At 69.7% G+C, this 16,149-nt stretch carries 12 protein-coding genes; 6 read left to right on the forward strand and 6 right to left on the reverse strand.

Annotation, left to right across the window (positions count from 1 at the left end; translation table 11 throughout):
- Both D7W82_RS31485 and D7W82_RS31490 read right to left on the reverse strand, forming a co-directional pair.
- Positions 1 to 475: hypothetical protein (locus tag D7W82_RS31485; protein WP_147439664.1), on the reverse strand; the 475-nt coding region annotated here is incomplete at its 3' end.
- A 25-nt stretch (positions 476 to 500) separates the two neighbouring features.
- Positions 501 to 893, reverse strand: coding sequence for a hypothetical protein (locus D7W82_RS31490; protein ID WP_233588048.1), 393 nt, complete (start codon positions 891 to 893; stop codon positions 501 to 503).
- 156 nt (positions 894 to 1,049) lie between these two features.
- Between D7W82_RS31490 and D7W82_RS31495 the strand changes: the two genes are divergently transcribed.
- From D7W82_RS31495 to D7W82_RS31505, 3 genes are read left to right on the forward strand one after another with little or no spacing between them, the layout of a single operon-like run.
- Positions 1,050 to 1,337, forward strand: coding sequence for a hypothetical protein (locus tag D7W82_RS31495; RefSeq protein ID WP_120621858.1), 288 nt, complete (start codon positions 1,050 to 1,052; stop codon positions 1,335 to 1,337).
- Entirely contained in the window at positions 1,334 to 1,621 is a 288-nt protein-coding gene (locus tag D7W82_RS31500) for a hypothetical protein (RefSeq protein ID WP_120621859.1), read from the forward strand. Before D7W82_RS31495 ends, D7W82_RS31500 begins: the two co-directional genes overlap by 4 nt.
- Positions 1,618 to 3,174 carry a PepSY domain-containing protein gene (locus tag D7W82_RS31505; protein WP_120621860.1) on the forward strand — a complete coding sequence of 519 codons (1,557 nt, stop codon included), beginning with the start codon at positions 1,618 to 1,620 and terminating at the stop codon, positions 3,172 to 3,174. The genes D7W82_RS31500 and D7W82_RS31505 overlap by 4 nt, the downstream gene beginning before the upstream one ends.
- 1,091 nt (positions 3,175 to 4,265) lie before the next feature.
- Here D7W82_RS31505 and D7W82_RS31510 read toward each other — a convergent pair.
- Together D7W82_RS31510 and ileS are read right to left on the reverse strand one after the other, a co-directional pair.
- The gene (locus D7W82_RS31510; RefSeq protein WP_120621861.1) at positions 4,266 to 6,473 is read right to left on the reverse strand and encodes a TonB-dependent siderophore receptor; all 2,208 of its coding nucleotides are present in this window, start codon (positions 6,471 to 6,473) and stop codon (positions 4,266 to 4,268) included.
- Positions 6,474 to 6,657: 184 nt separating this feature from the next.
- Positions 6,658 to 10,401, reverse strand: coding sequence for an isoleucine--tRNA ligase (gene ileS / locus D7W82_RS31515; RefSeq protein WP_120621862.1), 3,744 nt, complete (start codon positions 10,399 to 10,401; stop codon positions 6,658 to 6,660).
- Positions 10,402 to 10,566: 165 nt separating this feature from the next.
- On the opposite strand from ileS, the gene D7W82_RS31520 reads away from it, so the two are divergent.
- Entirely contained in the window at positions 10,567 to 11,739 is a 1,173-nt protein-coding gene (locus tag D7W82_RS31520; RefSeq protein WP_120621863.1) for a glycoside hydrolase family 26 protein, read from the forward strand.
- Positions 11,740 to 11,753: 14 nt separating this feature from the next.
- Here D7W82_RS31520 and D7W82_RS31525 read toward each other — a convergent pair whose 3' ends face one another.
- Positions 11,754 to 13,343, reverse strand: a complete 1,590-nt coding sequence (locus D7W82_RS31525; RefSeq protein ID WP_120621864.1) for an SDR family NAD(P)-dependent oxidoreductase — start codon at positions 13,341 to 13,343, stop codon at positions 11,754 to 11,756.
- 102 nt (positions 13,344 to 13,445) lie between these two features.
- Entirely contained in the window at positions 13,446 to 14,333 is an 888-nt protein-coding gene (locus D7W82_RS31530; RefSeq protein WP_158617764.1) for a sulfotransferase, read from the reverse strand.
- Positions 14,334 to 14,503: 170 nt separating this feature from the next.
- Here D7W82_RS31530 and D7W82_RS31535 point away from each other — a divergent pair, with 170 nt between their 5' ends.
- The gene (locus D7W82_RS31535; protein WP_120621866.1) at positions 14,504 to 14,725 is read left to right on the forward strand and encodes a mersacidin/lichenicidin family type 2 lantibiotic; all 222 of its coding nucleotides are present in this window, start codon (positions 14,504 to 14,506) and stop codon (positions 14,723 to 14,725) included.
- A 184-nt stretch (positions 14,726 to 14,909) separates the two neighbouring features.
- A partial coding sequence (lanM, locus tag D7W82_RS31540) for a type 2 lanthipeptide synthetase LanM (RefSeq protein WP_120621867.1) occupies positions 14,910 to 16,149 on the forward strand: 1,240 nt, incomplete at its 3' end.

Below are 16,149 nucleotides of genomic sequence, written 5' to 3' on the forward strand. Positions count from 1 at the left end.
GCTTGGGGCCGGGGACCTGCTTCAAGGCCTGCTCCAGCGTGTCCGCCCACTCCAGCAGGCACGAGGGGTCGACGACGAAGGTGACCTCCACGCGGGCCTTCACGCTGGAGTAGTACAGCGTGAAGGCCGGTTTGTAGGGGCCGCAGGACATGTCGTCGCGCATGCCGACCTCCATCGTGCAGGTGGCTTCGTATCCCTCCGGTTCCAGGTCCACGCTGAAGTCCTCCTGGGTGCGCTGCCAGTGGCGCAGCTCGTCCAGGAGGTCCTCGAGGCGGTCCCGCAGCACGACCACCTGCGAGAGCCGGAACGCATGGTCCTCGACCACCTTGCCGGAGGGGACTCCATCCGGGGTGAAGGCGTTTCCCGTACTGCGCAGCTCGAGGAGCAAGCAAGGCTCCTCGCGGATGCGCACCGGGCGCAGGATGACGCCCTCCAGGGTGTCATCGCCAGCGTTCGAGGGAAGGCGGAAGGTCATGTGCAAGCCCGCGTCCTGACGCGCCTCACGGCGTGGAGCTGACAGGGGTCACCAGCAGCCGGACGGCCTCCACGACGGAGCGGCGCCGCCGGCGGAACTCCGCGGGCGTGGGCGGCGTGGCCGTGGCGCAGTAGGACAGCGGGAAGGCCCACGTCTTGGACAGCGCCAGCACCAGCGCCAGCAGCTCGTCCGCCGAGAAGTGCTTCGACACCAGCCCCTCCTTCTGCGCCTTGGCGATGGCGGCCGCCTTGTGCTGATTGCTGCGCGCGACCGGCTCCGGGATGTCCACGGTGGGGCCGTGCTCCAGCTCGTACCAGGTGGCCAGGTGCAGCACCTGCGGCCGGGCCTGGAAGCCGTCGAACAGCCGCCCCGCGTAGGCGGGCAGGTCCGCTGCGTCGATGGGCGTCTCGTGTGCCACCTCTGCCAAGGGGCGCGCGCGCGCGGTGTTCGTAAGTCGCCGCTCGCACCGTGAGCACAGGTGCCTTCCGCCTGCCTTGACACTTCTGGGGGTGGTCGTGAGGATGCAAATCATTATCAATTTTGAGCCAAGAGACGGGGTCGCGCGGTGGACGCGATGTTGAGCCTCGCCGCGCTGTGCTTCTGCGTGTCGGCGGTGTCGTGGATGGGCGTGGGTGGCCGCGCGCGGTGGATCGCGGCGGTGCCGGGGCTTGCGTCGCTGGGGTGCTGCGTGGGCGACTTCGGGTGGGTGGCGGGGCTGCTGGTGCTGCTGGTGCTGGCGATGACGGCGGCCTCGGCGCTGGTGCTGGTGCTGTCGCCCCGGCACTCGCGTGCGCGCACGTTCGCGTGGGTGAGTGGCGTGGTGGGGCTGGTGCCGGTGGCGCTGATGGGCGTGGGCCGATGAGCGAGGGACGCGGAGACAAGGCGGCGAACCACTCCGTCGCGCGGACGCTGGCGACGGTGCTGGGGGCTCCGCTCGCGGCGTTCGCGGTGGGCGCGGCGGTGATGGCGTTCCTGCCGGTGTCGGGGCCGTGGGCCTTCGCGCTGGGCTTCCACATGGTGTTGCCCGTGTGGGTGGGGCTCGCGTGCGCGCTGCCACTGGCCAGGAACGGCCGGGTGGCATGGGGCGTGTGTCTGGCGGTGGTGGTGCCGGTGGCCGTCGCGCTGGTCGTGCGAGGGCCGCGATGAAGCTGTCGCCCCGGACGTTCCGCATCCAGTTCGACCTGCATGCATGGGCGGGCGTCATCGCCAGCCTGTTCCTGTTCGTCATCTTCTTCTGTGGCGTCTTCGCGATGTTCCGCGAGGAGCTGGAGGTGTGGCAGGAGCCCGCGCTCCACGTCGCGCCGCCCTCGGAGTCATCGCCGTCGTTCGACCTGATGCTCGAGCGGGTGCGGGAGCAGGGGCCGCTGCCGCGAGGCGCGCACGTGGGGATGCTCACGCACGAGGAGACGCGGTTCATCACCGCGTACCTCTTCGAGCCCACGGGGATGCGAGTGCTGTGGCTGGACCCGCTCACCGGCACCGCGCTGCCGGAGCGCAGCCGGTTGGCGAGCGAGCTGTACTGGATGCACTTCTTCTACCGGGTGCCCTGGGGGATGGAGTTCTCGGGGCTGGTGTCGGTGGCGCTGCTGGTGGCGCTGGTCAGCGGCCTGTGGATCCACCTGAAGGACCTGCGCGCGCAGTGGTGGCGCTTCCGGCCCACGGTGAAGCCGCGCTTCTCCGCGTCGGATGCGCACAAGGTGCTGGGCGTCTTCGGGCTGCCGTTCACCGCGATGCTGGCGTGGACGGGGGCGGTGTTGTGCCTGGCAGGGCTGGCGGCGCAGGGCTTCGGGCGCACGGTGTACCGGGGGCAGGCGGACCGGGTGACGCAGCTGCGCGGCTACAGCGTGCCCGTGCGGGAGGCGGCGGGGAAGGACGCGCCCATGCTGTCGCTGGACACGGTGGTGGACCGGGCGCGTGCGTCGGTGCCGGGCGCGGAGGGCACCCCCCGCTACGTGGAGCTTCACGGCTACGGCGATGCGCGCGGTTGGGCGGGCGTGTACTTCCAGTTAGCCCCGCTGGGGCCGGACCACTTCGCGCACGTGGACAGCGTGAGCGGGGAGACGTTCGGGTCGAGCGTGGAGTCCCGCACGCCGAACTTCACCTTCGAGCGGCTGCTCTTCGATCTACACGCGGGCCGGTTCGCGGAGGCGCTGATGAAGCCGCTCTACGCGCTGCTCTCGCTGGCGATGTGCGCGGTGCTCGTCACCGGAAACCTCATCTGGCTGGAGCGCCGGGATCCGCTGCGCGCGCGGAGGGGTAATCGCGTGCTGGAGCGGCTGACGGTGGGCGTGTCCGCGGGGCTCGCGTTCGGCACGGCGGTGTACTGCATCGCGAACCGGGTGTTGCCGTGGGCGATGGCGCGGCGGGCGGACTGGGAGTTCGGCCTGTTCCTGGGCGCGTGGGTGCTCGGCGTCGTTATCGCGCTCGTGCCGCGAGGGTCATCACGCCGGGTGGGCAGCGTCCTGTCCGCGGTCGCCGCGGTGCTGTTCGGCGCGGTGGTGGTGGGCGACGTCGTGACGCAGGACGCGAACCTGTTCACGGCGCTGTCGCGCGGTCTGCCCCCGGTGTTCATGGCGGAGGCGTTCCTGGCCGCGATGGCGCTGGGGTGCGGCGGGCTCGCGTGGGGCCTGCGCGGACGGAAGACAGCGGCGCCTGTGTCCGGTGGTGCCACGCCCGAAGGGCCCCTCGTCAAAGCGTGAGCCCCGAGCGGCTGCGAAGCACGGTAGGGCGCCAGAAGGACTTCCCAGCAGCGCGGTCGTGAGGCCTGAAATGCACGATGCACGCCAGGCCCCAAGCGCCCATGCGGTCCACCTCGCATCCGAGGCGCCCCCCTTGGGCTCGGTCTTCCAAAACCTGTCCGACAGTCGGACAGGTTCGTGCTGCGAAGGGGGATGCCAGTTCCGGAGCAGCGGACCTCCAAAACCTGTCCGACAGTCGGACAGGTTCCCGCTGCCAGGGGCAGCCCTCGCTGGCGCTGGCCTCAAAACCTGTCCGACAGTCGGACAAGTTCTCGATGCCCGGGTGGAAGGCCCCGAGCCACCGAGTCCCAAACCTGTCGGACAGTCGGACAGGACCCTGATGTTTGGGCGGAGCAGGGGCTCCTCCGTGGCTCGGACTCTCAAAACCTGTCGGACAGTCGGACAGGTTTTCGCTGTCCGGGCGGAAGGACCACCGGGCCCTGGGGGGCAAACCTGTCGGACAGTCGGACAGCTTCGTACTGCTCGGATGGCGGAGCGACCCACTGCGCCGCGGACTTCCGATCCTGTCCGACAGGTTCGAACTGCCCGGGCGGACCGGCGCCCCGCTCCACGGACTTCAAAACCTGTCCGACTGTCGGACAGGTTCTTGCTGCTCGGGCGGCCCGGTGGTCCTCCCCCTGGCGTGACTTCCAAACGGGTCTGGCAGTCGGACAGGTTTCGGTTGCCCGGCCGGAGCGGCGTGCCCCGAGCTACGGGGGGAGGGCGAAGCCCGTTCGATGGGGACCGTCAGAAAGTTCGTCCGCACGCGGTGGGCCGCCGCAGTCATTCAAACCTGTCCGACAGTCGGACAGGTTTTCTCGGTGCGCCGCTGACGGGGTGTCCCGGTGGGGTTCTCACCTTCTCACCCATGGGGACAACCTGTGTGTCCGCGGGCCTGGCGCTCGGGGAGAAGTCCCTTCAACGCGTGACCGGGGGGCTTCCCGCGTCTCGAGGCGTGCGGCTGGGAACGACTTGGGGCCCTTGCTGGCGGAGATGTGCCAGGCGAGGGCCCCTTGGATGCAAGCGTGAGTGAGGGCTTCAGGCCCTCGCGGCTACCAGGTGTAGCCGACCGTGGCGGACGCGCGGCGGCGCTCGCCGTAGAAGCAGGCCGCCGCGGAGCTGCAGGAGGACACGTAGGTCTTGTCCGCCACGTTGGAGGCGTTGATGGCCGCGCGCCACGGGCCTCGCTCGTAGTGCACGCTCGCGTCCACCAGCGTGAAGCCTGGCACTTCCAGCGTGTTCTCTCGGTCCGCGTAGGAGCTGCCCACGCCGCGCACGCCCGCCGCCGCTCCGAAGCCTCGCAGCGCTCCGTCCTGGAACGTGTAGTCCAGCCACAGCGACGCCAGCACCTCCGGCACACCCACCGGACGCTTGCCCAGCTCCAGGTCCGCACCTTCCGTGATCTCCAGCGAGTACAGCGACGCGGAGCCAATCAGGCTCAGTCCGCGCAGCAGCGTGGCGTTGGCCTCCACCTCGAAACCGCGCGAGCGGACCTCGCCAATCTGCAACGGGTTGAAGGCTCCGTCCGTCGTCACGAAGTTCTGGCGCTTCAGCTCGAACACCGACAGGCCCACCAGAACCGGGAATGCATCCGGCTGGTACTTCACGCCCGCTTCAAGCTGCTGGCCCTTCTCCGGCTCGAAGAGCGAGCCGTCCGACTTCGTCCCGGCCACCGGGTTGAACGACTTGGAGACGCTGACGTACGGCGCGACGCCGAAGTCGAAGCGGTAGAGCAGACCCGCGCGGCCACTGAAGGCGCTCTCGCTGCCGTCGTAGCTGGACGTGGGCGCGAGCTCGTTGTCCACGTCCATGCCCACCCAGTCATGACGCCCGCTCAGCACCAGGCTCAGCCGGTCGCCGATGCGCAGCTGGTCCTGGAGGTAGACGCCCAGCTGGTTCTGCGTGGACTGGTTCAGCGTGTAGCGCGTCTCCGTGGGCGTGTAGTCGCCGCGCCCGGGGTTGAGCAGGTCCAGCGGCGCGCCCGCCTCGTAGCCCTGCTCGTCGTTCAGCACGTAGTGCTTGAAGTCCACGCCCGCGAGCACCAGGTGGCGCACGGGGCCGGTGCTGAAGCGCACGTCGCCCTGCGTGTCCACCGTGAAGAGGTTCGCGGCCGGCCGGGTGACGAAGTTGCCGCGCGACAGCTGCGCGTCCGCCGGCTCACCCGCGTAGCCCACGCCGTAGAGCGTCTGGAAGTCCAGGTCCAGGTGCGCGTAGCGCAGGTTCTGCCGCAGCGTGAAGGTGTCGTTGAAGCGGTGGGAGAACTCGTAGCCCGCCCAGGACTGGTTGCGCTGGAAGTGGTCCAGGCTCTTGTCGCTGGTGAAGAGGTCGGTGGGGATGCGGCCATGGGGCGCGTCCACCACGGTGCCCACGTAGGGCAGGAAGTTCTGACCCTGCGTGCGGTCCGCCAGGAAGCTGCCGTGCAGCGTCAGCGCCGTGTTCTCCGTTGGCGCCCAGGTGAGGGCCGGCGCGATGAAGAGCCGGTTGTTGTCCGTCTCCTCCACCTGCGTGCCGCCGCCGCGCGCCAGCGCCGTCACCCGGTAGCGCCAGTGGTTGCCCGAGTCGATGGCGCCGCCCAGGTCCACGGCCGCGTAGCCGTTGGCGAACGCATTGACGCCCAGCTCCACGTGCCGGATGTGCCCTTCCACCGGCGGACGCTTGCCCACCATGTTGAGCAGACCGCCCGGAGACGTGCCGCCGTACAGCACGGAGGAGGGGCCGCGCACGGTCTCCACGCGCTCCAGGCCAAAGGTCTCCAGGCGCCAGGTGGCGAAGCTGCTGGAGTACAGCTGGAGCCCGTCCAGGAAGTAGCCGCCCTCCTGGGACGTGAAGCCGCGAATCAGGAACCAGTCGTTGCGAGGGTCCGCGCCGAACGTGTCCGAGCGCACGCCCGGCGTGTAGCGCGTGGCCTCCGTCACGGACTGCACCTGCTGCGCGTCCATCTGCGCCCGGCCCACCACCGACACCGACTGCGGCGTGTCGCCAATCGCGGTGTCCGTCTTCGTGCCGCTGCCGCTGCGGCGCGCGGTGTAGCCCTGCACCGGGCCGTTGGCGCGCTCGCTCTCCACCACCACCGTGGGCAGGTCGTAGACGCCGTCGTCCGTGGGGGCGGCGGTGGGCTCCGGGTCCGAGGCCTGCGCCGGGGACTCCTGGAGCGCGGCGGGCTCCTGCGCCAGGGCAGGGGACGCGAGGAGGGAGAAGGTGGCGCCAAGCAGCGCCCCCGGGACGAGGCGGCGCGGACGGCCGAGGAACAGAGTGGGCATGTTGAGAATGATTTGCGAAATCAGGGGGATGGCCTGTCGCGTAACACGCGCCCCCTGAGGCGGCAAGCCGGGAGTCGCCCACGCCCTCCCGGTCCTCGCCACGCCACACCGGATGTCTGCATTCAAGGCCCCGGGTATGTGTTTACCCGGAGCCGTCTTTCCCTGGTGTCCGGAGGTCCGGGGTTCAGACGCGCTCGACGCGAAGCTTCGCGGGGAGGCCGTTGAGGCTGGCCTCCTCCTCCGTGCCGGTGAGCCCCTCGGGGCCCACGTGGATTTCGGAGGCGAGCGTCTCGCGAGCAATCTCCTCGCGGGCGGCGTCGACGACGCGCTTCACGCGGTCATCGCCGTCCACCCACAGGCGGATGCGGTCGGTGTAGCCCAGGTTCATGTCCTTGCGGGAACCCTGCACGCGCGCCAGCAGCTCGCGCACCAGGCCTTCGTCCACCAGGGCTTCCGTGAGCTGCGTGTGCATCACCACCACGCCCACGCCTCCGCCCGCGGCGGCGTAGCCCGGCTGCGCCTCCACCAGCGTCTCCAGCTCCTCGGCGGGGAAGACCATGTCCTCGCCGCCCACGTTCAGGGCGACCTTGCCCGTGGTGAGCAGCTCCTGGTGCAGGGCGCGGCCGTCGCCTGAGTCGAACGCCTTGCGCACCGGCGCGAGCTTGGGGCCCAGCCGGCTGCCCATGGCGCGCAGGTTGGGACGCACGCGGTAGCGCACCACGTCCGCCTCCGGGCTGCCCGGCTCCACCAGCTTCACGGTGTGCACGTTCAGCTCGTCGCTGATGAGCGCCTGGTACACCGCCACGCGCTCCGTCAGCTCACGGCGCGACAGGATGACGTCCGCGCGCGACAGCGGCTGGCGCACCTTGAGCCGGTTGTCCGTGCGGACCTTGAGGCCCAGCGACACCAGCTCGCGCACGGCGCCCATCTCCGCGGCCAGCCCCTCGTCGATGAGGCTCGCGTCCACGTCCGGGAAGCGCGCCAGGTGCACGCTCTCCGGCTGCGCCGCGCCCCACGGCTTGCCCACCAGGTTGCCCCACATCTCGTCCGCGAAGAACGGGATGAACGGGGCGGACATGGCGGTGATGGTGGTGAGCGCTTCGTAGAGCGTGAAGTACGCGTCCTGCTTGTCCTGCTCGAAGCCCGGCGCCCAGAAGCGCTCGCGGCTGCGGCGCAGGTACCAGTTGGACAGCGCGTCCACCAGCGCCACCATCCGCTGGGCCGCGTCGTAGACCTGGTACGTGTCCAGCGCCTTCGCCACGTCGCGCAGGGTGAGCTGCACCTCGGAGAGGATCCACCGGTCCAGCACCGGCCGGGCCTTCACCTCGCGCCAGCCCTGGCTCTCGCGGATGGCCAGCCACGGGGCCTCCGTGCTGGAGGCGGTGCCCTTCGCCGGGTTGAACCCGTCGATGTTCGCGTAGATGGTGAAGAACGAGTAGACGTTGCGCAGCTTGACCTGGAAGTCCTTCTGCAACAGCCGCACGTTCGCCAGCGAGTGGCGCGTGTTGGACCAGGTGGGGCTGGCCGCGTAGAAGAACCACCGGAACGCGTCCGCGCCCGGCGCCTTGGTGGCGGGGTCCTTGAGCACCACGCGCTCGGTGGCCGCCAGCCGGGGCACCTCCACCGGCATCACGTCCACGCCGCGCGCGGAGGGCTTCACGTCCAGCTGCTGAAGCTCCTGCGGCGCCAGCAGCACCACGCGGCGTTTGAGCTTCTTGTGCACCTTCACCGTCACCGTGACGGGCTTCTCCGGCCGGTCCGGGCGGAAGAGCTGCACCTTCGCGCCCTCCTGCGTGTCCAGGCCCTCCAGGTCCTCGCGCGCGATGAGCGCCACGCCGGGCTCCGCGGGGACGCCGGCCTCCGTGGCGGTGAGCACCGCGAAGTCCATGCGCACCTCGTCCAGGATGATCTCCGGCGGGGTGTAGTTGCCCTTGGACTTGGACTCCTTCTTGCCCTCCTTGTCGGAGACGTGGCCCAGCACGATGCAGCTCTTGTACGGCATGGGCCACTCGCGCTTGGGCGTCAGGCCCATGCGCTTCTGCGTCTCCTCGTCGAAGAGGAGCGTGCTCACCATCAAGAGCGAGTAGAACCAGCCGCGCGTCTGGTCGATGGCCTCAGAGATGAAGTCCGCCGGGAACGCGCGGTTGAAGATGGCCTGCGAGCCTTCCGCGTGCGGGAAGCCCCACTGCGCGAAGGGCATGCAGCCGGAGTCGAACCACACGTCCACCACTTCCGGGACGCGCTGGAACTTCCCGCCGGAGCCGGCCTTCTCGTACGTCACCTTGTCGATCCACGGCTTGTGGACCAGCAGGTGCTCCGCGTTGGACTCGTGCGGCTTGCCGGCGAGGAACGCCTTCAGCTCCGCCTCCACGGCGGCCACGTTGTTGCCCGGCTTCTGGCGCAGCTCCGCGATGGAGGCCACGGCCTCCGTCTCACCCGTCTCCGAGTGGATCCACAAGGGCAGCGGCGTGCCCCAGTAGCGCTCGCGCGACAGGGCCCAGTCCACGTTGTTGGCCAGGAAGTCGCCGAAGCGGCCGTCCTTGATGTTCTCCGGGACCCAGTTGACCTGCTGGTTGTTCGCCTTCGCCTGCTCGATGACGGAGGTGGTGCGGATGTACCAGGCGGGGCGGGCGTACTGGATGAGCGGGTCTTCGTCCGCGCGCCAGCAGAAGGGGTACTCGTGGCGGTACTGCTCCGTGTGGATGAGCAGCCCGCGCTCCTTCAGGTTGCGCTGCAGGTCCTTGTCCGCGTCCTTCACGAAGCGGCCGGCGACGAGCGGCACCTCTTCGGAGAACGTGCCGTCCGGCTTCACCGCGCAGCGCATGCCCAGCGCGTCCGGGTCCTGGAAGCGCGTGGCGTCCTTGCGGTAGGCCTTGTAGTCGTCCTCGCCAAAGGCGGGCGCCGTGTGGACGATGCCCGTGCCGCTGTCCAGCGTGACGAAGTCCGCCGCAATCACGCGCCAGCCCACCGTGTCCTGCCCGCCGTCCTTCAGGGGCAGCGTGGCGTCCGCCTCCTTCGCGAAGTACGTGTCGAAGGGCGGCGTGTAGCGCTTGCCCACCAGGTCGCTGCCCTTCTGCGTGGACAGCACGGGCAGGTCCTTCTTCAGCTTCTTGGCCAGCTCCTCGCGCAGCGCGGCGGCGAGGATGAGCTTGCGGTCGCCCGCGTCCACCGTGACGTAGTCCACGGACGGGTTCACGGCCGCGTACATGTTGGACGGCAGCGTCCAGGGCGTCGTCGTCCAGATGAGCAGCGACGTGTCCGGAGCGTCGCGCAGCGGGAAGGCCACGTAGACGCTGGGGTCGTCCACCGTCTTGTAGCCCAGGCCCACTTCGGCCGCGGACAGCGCGGTGCCGCCGCGCGGCCACCACCACACCACCTTGTGGCCCTGGTACAGCAGGCCCTTCTTGTAGAGCTCGGAGAGCGCCCACCACACGCTCTGCACGAAGCCGCGGTGATAGGTGACGTAGGCCTCGTTGAGGTCCACCCAGAAGCCGATGCGCTGGGTCAGCCGCTCCCACTCCGACGTGTAGCGGAACACGGACTCGATGCAGCGCTCCGTGAAGGGCTCCACGCCGTACTTCTCGATCTCCGCCTTGCCGTGGATGCGGAGCTCCTTCTCCACCTCCACCTCCACCGGCAGGCCGTGCGTGTCCCAGCCCGCCTTGCGCGGCACGTAGTGGCCTCGCATGGTCTGGTAGCGAGGGAACAGGTCCTTGATGACGCGCGTGAGGACGTGGCCGTTGTGGGGCAGGCCGTTCGCGGTGGGCGGGCCTTCGTAGAAGACGAAGGAGGGCTTGCCTTCGTTCGCCTTGAGCGATTTCTCGAAGATGCCGCGCTCCTTCCAGAAGGCCAGGATGCGGCGCTCCTCGGCCGGGAAGTCCATCTCCACGGGGACCGCGTTGAACAGGGGCGAAGGCGTTTCAGGCATGGTGGCCGCTTGATACCACCGGCCCGGCCCTTTGGCAGTGAATCCAGGGCCTTGCGAACCTGCCCGCACGCCGGTGGACAGATTCGCCTAAGCTGAAATTCGTGCAATTCATGCACAGAAGGTGGCACCCTGGCCGCTCCCCGGACAGCCGCTGGAGGTCCCCGCGTGACGCACGTCCCCCCGAAGCCATCCCTCTCCTTCCTGCTGGCGGCGCTGGTGCTGTGCCTGGGCGCAAGCCGCGCGAGCGCCCAGGTGTCCCGGACGCTGAGCACGCCGGGCCCCACGGCGCAGGCGCAGAAGGTCTACAACCTGCTGACGGACCTGGAGAACAACAGCCGCAACGGCGGGACGAAGCAGACCATCATGGGCCAGCACTGCGAGGCCCAGAAGGAGGCCTACGCGGGCGAGTACTGGGTGAAGGTGGGGGACATCTCCGGCCGCCGCCCGGGCTTCGTGGAGTTCGACTTCGGGCCGGGCAATTACCGGAACACGTACGCGGAAGCCTACGTGGACTACGCGGTGGGCTTCGCGCGCGACCGCTTCATCTACGGCGAGGGCATCGTGGGGTTCAGCTTCCACATGTCCTATCCGGGCGCGTCCGTGAAGAGCTGGCCGAACAACTTCCGGCAGTCATGGATGGACTACAACTGGTTCGGCCGGGTCATCAACTGGCAGGCCAACACGGCGGAGTACCAGGCGCTGCTGAGGGACTTGTCCTTCGCGGCGGACAAGCTCGCGTACCTCCAGCAGCAGGGCGTGCCGGTCCTGTACCGCCCCTTCCACGAGATGAACAAGAAGGGGAGCGCGTCACCGTTCTGGTGGGCGAACCAGGACCCGGCTCAGTACAAGCAGCTCTGGAACATCACGCACGACTACCTGGTGAAGACGCGCGGTCTGAAGAACCTCATCTTCGTCTGGTCGCCGTACGAGTGGGACGGCACCTACGGCGGGGACCCGTGGAACTACTACCCAGGCAACGACCGCGTGGACGTGGTGGGCGTGGACATCTACCACGGCAATCCCTACTTCCCGGCGCAGTTCTACACGGGGCTCGCGGGCTACAACAAACCGCGCATGCTGGCGGAGACGGACAAGCTGCCGGTGCGCTGGGGTGACAGCCGTTACGGCACGGTGTCCGAGCTGGACGCGCGCCCGTGGGCCATCTACTCCATCTGGGGCGACTCGCTCGTCTACAACCTGGGCACGACGAGCCCCAACGACTGGAACGTGTCCAGCAGCTACAAGGCCATCAAGGACACGTATGGCTATTACAGCACGTACTGGCGCGTGCTGACCGGCGGGAGCAACGCGACCTACAACTGGGGCGCGCTGCGCTAAAGAAGCACCGAGCCTCACCAGTCCGTGGGGCGGTAGTCCTTGAAGAAGTTGCCCCAGACATACTCGCCGGTGTTCACGGCGGTGATGATGGGGTCCACGATGCGCGCGGCCCCGTCCAGGATGTCCAGCGGGGGCTGGAAATCCAGCTCCTGCACCTTGCGCTCGGCATGCTGCGCGGGGTCTTCGTCCGTCACCCAGCCGGTGTCCGCCGCGTTCATGAAGATGTTGTCCCTCGCGTAGTCCGACGCGGAGGTGAGCGTCATCATGTTCAGCGCGGCCTTGGCCATGTTGGTGTGCGGGTGTTTGTCCGTCTTGGTCCACCGGGAGAAGCTGCCCTCCATGGCGGACACGTTGACGATGTGGCCCGGCCGCGAGCGGTCCTTGAGCATCAGCGGCTTCAACTTCCCGCACAGGATGAAGGGCGCCACCGCGTTCACCAGGTGCACCTCCAGCATCTCCGCGGTGCGCACCTCCGACAGCTTGAGGCGCCAGGAGTTCGTGGCCCGCAGGTCCACCTGCTGGAGGTCCGCGTCCAGCCTTCCTTGAGGGAAGAGGGCTTGCGTGTCGCCCTCCTGCTCCATCGCGTAGGGCAACAGCGACAGCGCGGCGGAGGAGTGGATGCCCAGCGCCGGGTCGCTGCTGCGCCAGTTCGCCACGGGCAGTGACGCGTTGCCCACGTCGCCCGGGCCCAGCGCGGGACGGAGCGCGGCGACGCAGGCCTCATGGCCCGCGAGCAGCGCGCGCAGCCGTGGGTCCAGGGTGTCCACGTCGCGCAGTTCCCCGTCCAGCAGGTGCTGGTAGAAGCCCGGGGGCCGGCGCACGGTCTGCGCGGCGTTGTTGATGAGGATGTCCAGCCGCTCGTGCGTCTGTTCGATGTGGCGCGCGAACAGCTCCACGCTGGGCGCGTGGCGCAGGTCCAGGCCGTGCACCTGGAGCCGGTGGGCCCAGTCCGCGAAGTCCGGCTCGCGCGCGTAGCGGTGCACCGCGTCCTGGGGGAAGCGCGTGGTGGCGATGACCGTCGCCCCCGAGCGCAGCAGCATCAGCGACGCCTGGAAGCCAATCTTCACCCGCGCGCCGGTGATGAGCGCCACGTGGCCCTGGAGGTCCGCGCGCTGCGTGCGCCGGGCGTAGTTCAGGTCCCCGCACGGGATGCACATGGCGTCGTAGAAGAAGTGGACCTTGCGGAACTCCACCTTGCACACGTAGCACTTGCGCGGGACCTCCAGCAGGCGCTCCGGCGCGGCTTCCGGGGGCGGCGCGGGCAGCACGGGCAGGGTGAGCACCGGCGCCTTGCGCAGCATGCGGATCTCCGTGCTGGAGCGCACGGCGCGGTCGTTGGCGCGCTGCGCGTCCTTGCGCTCCTTCTTGAGCGCGTTCGCGAGCCGGGTCTTCGAGGCCTTGTCCGGGTGGACGAGCCGGCCCGCGGCGGCCAGCAGGGCGTGGTGGTCCTCCTCTGGGATGCGGCGCAGGAGCACGCGGTGCTCGGCGAGCGTGCTGAGCAGCTCCGTGGCGCGGCGCACGTCCTCGGCGCGGATGTCGGGGGGCAGGGCCGTGTCGGGTTCGGGCGACGACGGCGGGAGGTTCTCGACGGCCAGGTTCTTCACGCCCTGGTGCTTAACCCTTCCGGGCGGTCCGGGGAAAGGCGCGGCGCGAAGGGCGGCCGGTAGGACGCCACGCGGGCGGGCGATGACGCGCCCGGGGACCGCTCAGGGGGCTTTCCCGGCCGTCCCGGAGGCGGCCGGCGCGGCCCCGTCCCGCTCCAGGCGGACGACGCCGTCGGCCCGGTAGAACTGGCGGTAGAACCAGGCGTTCCGGCTGACGATGTCGTTCAGGATGCGCACGGACAGGTCCGCGTCCATGAAGCTCCCGGGCGCGGACAGCTGGGGCGAGACCCGGTGCGGGAACTTGAAGTGGTAGTGCGAGTCACTCTCGTGGGTCCGCTGGGTGATGCGCTCCAGGGAGAGCGTCTCCGGCTGCGCGCCCAGCCACCGGAGGACCTCCTCCGTGTACCCGCTCGGGTCCTTGATGAACGACTCGAAGCGCCAGAAGAACAGGTTCGCGCGGAGGTCCGGGACGTCGTTCAGGTTCGCGAGCGCCCGGAGCGGACCTCCGACGGTGCCCGTGTGGGCGAACAGCTGCGTCGCCCGCGCCTCCACCAGGTTCTGCTCCAGCTGGCCGGGGAAGGTCAGCAGCAGCGTCTTGCGGTGCTGGAGCTCGATGCTCTTGTAGATGTCCCGCAGGTCCCTCAGGCAGACGATCATCTTGAAGTCCGGGTAGAGCTCCCGGAGCGTCTCCACGATGAAGAGCCAGTAGCGGCTCTTGTCCACCGTGAAGGGCTGCTCCGTGTCGCTGGACCAGGCCTCCATGAACGCGCGGGTCGCGCGTCCCAGCCGCCGGTAGACCTGCTCGAAGTCCGTGTCGAGCTGCGCGAGCAGCGCGGCGTCCTGGCTCCAGCTCTGCCGCATCGACTCCACCAGGGACGACAGGGGCGAGGTCGGGGTCGCGTGAATCTGGGCGTGCATCCCCAGGATGTTGCACAGCAGCGTCGAACCGCTCCGGGGCAGCCCGGTCAGGAACACCAGCGACCTTTTCATGGTGAGGCTCCGGTGGCGGAGGCCCGGCCTCGCCGCCCGGGATTGTCCGCGACGCACCCGCCCCCGGCAAGTCGCATGTTTCAGGTGGAATACATGCATGAGCCACTGTCTTTGTATTGCGGGATGCCCGCGCTATCCTGGCGAAGCCGTCAAAAAGGAGGCGGCCCCCCATGATGACCCAGGACATGATCATCCGTGCTTGGAAGGACCCGTCGTTCCGCGCCACCCTCACCGTCGAGCAGCTCGCCGAGCTGCCCGCGAGCCCCTCGGGTCCGACGATGAATGAGCTGAACGAGGGCGACCTGATGGACGTCGTGGGCGGCCTGCAGGCCGTCAGCCACCGCAACTCCTGTGGCTACATCTGCACCCTCACCACCGAGTGTGGTTGCTGAAAACCGTTGGATGGCGGCGCTGCTCCCCGGCTGGGGAGCGGCCTGCCCTTCCTGAGGCGCGGGGGCTCCGGCTCCCGTGCCTTTTTCGTCTCCGCCCGGAAGTGCCATGCTCCTTGCGGCGCGGGGTTGCCGGTGAATGGAGCGCAGGGCACGCATGCGAGATTTCGTAGGGTCTGAAGCTTGGATGAAGTCGGCGTTCCTCCATGAGCGGGCCCTGTCCGAGGGAGAGGAGCTCGCGGCCGAGGAGCTCCAGCAGGCCGAGCAGCGGTTCCAGGCGTGGAAGAAGAGCACGCTGAGCGATGACACCTCCTTCGAGGAGCGGCTGCGCAGCGCGGGGCTGGATGACGCGTCGTTCCCGCGGCTGCTCGCCCGCGGCACCGCGCGCAAGGACGCGCTGGGGTGGCTGCCGCTCTTGCGCGAGGTGCTGGAGGACGGCTGCGCGGACGTCGTCCTCCCGCCGCCGCCGCCGCCGCCGCCGACGACGCCGGACGCCGGTCAGCGGATGCGCGTGCCCGCCCTGACCCGCCGCTTCCTCCAGTGGGGGCTTCGCCAGCTGAGGGCCGGAGTGGAGGCGCTGGCCGCGCGGCACGGGGGCTCCGCGGAGGCGCTGCTGGCCCCGCGCGCGGAGGCCCAGCTGGTGGAGTCGCTGGACCAGCGGCTGACGAGCCACGCGACCCGGGCCCTGGTGCTGGAGCTCAACGTGGCCCGCATGCGCGGCGAGCTGCGGGGGGACACGCCCCAGGCGCGGTTCGCGGACTTCGCCGTGCGCACCCTGGAGGCGCCGGGCCGGCTGGGCGCGTTCCTGGAGGAGTACCCGGTGCTGGCGCGGCTGCTGGTGGCGTCCCTGGAGCGCTGGCTCCAGAGCAGCCTGGAGCTGCTGACGCGGGTGGCGGAGGACCGGGAGCAGCTGGGCGCGGTGCTGGACGGAGGGCGCGCGCCCGGGGCGCTGGTGTCGGTGCGGACCGGGGCAGGGGACCTGCACCGCGGCGGGCGCAGCGTGGTGCTCCTGACGTTCGGCTCCGGCCTGCGGGTCGTCTACAAGCCCCGGTCCCTGGAGATTGAAGCGCGCTACCAGGAGCTGCTGGGCTGGCTGGAGCAGGGCGGCCTGCGCCACCCGCATCGGCGGCTGAAGGTGCTGATGCGCGAGGGCTACGGCTGGGTGGAGCACGTCGAGACGGGAGGCTGCGACACGCGCGAGGCCGTGGAGCGCTTCTACTGGCGGCAGGGCAGCCACCTGGCGCTGCTGTACCTGCTGCGCGCGGTGGATTTCCACTACGGGAACCTGCTGGCCGCGGGCGAGCACCCGGTGCTGGTGGACCTGGAGGGGCTGTTCCACCACCGGCCGTCCCTGGGCGACGGGGACACGGCGATGCACCGGGCCGCGCGGGTGCTGGACCAGTCGGTGCTCAGCATCGGGCTGCTGC

The sequence above is a fragment of the Corallococcus sp. CA049B genome (assembly GCF_003611685.1).
GTDB lineage: Bacteria > Myxococcota > Myxococcia > Myxococcales > Myxococcaceae > Corallococcus > Corallococcus coralloides.

What these genes read in the sequence shown, in the direction of transcription:
- D7W82_RS31495 (WP_120621858.1), top strand. Translation starts at nt 1,050, where the DNA reads ATGTTGAGCCTCGCCGCGCTGTGCTTCTGCGTGTCGGCGGTGTCGTGG.
- D7W82_RS31500 (WP_120621859.1), top strand. Translation starts at nt 1,334, where the DNA reads ATGAGCGAGGGACGCGGAGACAAGGCGGCGAACCACTCCGTCGCGCGG.
- D7W82_RS31505 (WP_120621860.1), top strand. Translation starts at nt 1,618, where the DNA reads ATGAAGCTGTCGCCCCGGACGTTCCGCATCCAGTTCGACCTGCATGCA.
- D7W82_RS31510 (WP_120621861.1), bottom strand. Translation starts at nt 6,473, where the DNA reads ATGCCCACTCTGTTCCTCGGCCGTCCGCGCCGCCTCGTCCCGGGGGCG.
- ileS (WP_120621862.1), bottom strand. Translation starts at nt 10,401, where the DNA reads ATGCCTGAAACGCCTTCGCCCCTGTTCAACGCGGTCCCCGTGGAGATG.
- D7W82_RS31530 (WP_158617764.1), bottom strand. Translation starts at nt 14,333, where the DNA reads ATGAAAAGGTCGCTGGTGTTCCTGACCGGGCTGCCCCGGAGCGGTTCG.
- D7W82_RS31535 (WP_120621866.1), top strand. Translation starts at nt 14,504, where the DNA reads ATGATGACCCAGGACATGATCATCCGTGCTTGGAAGGACCCGTCGTTC.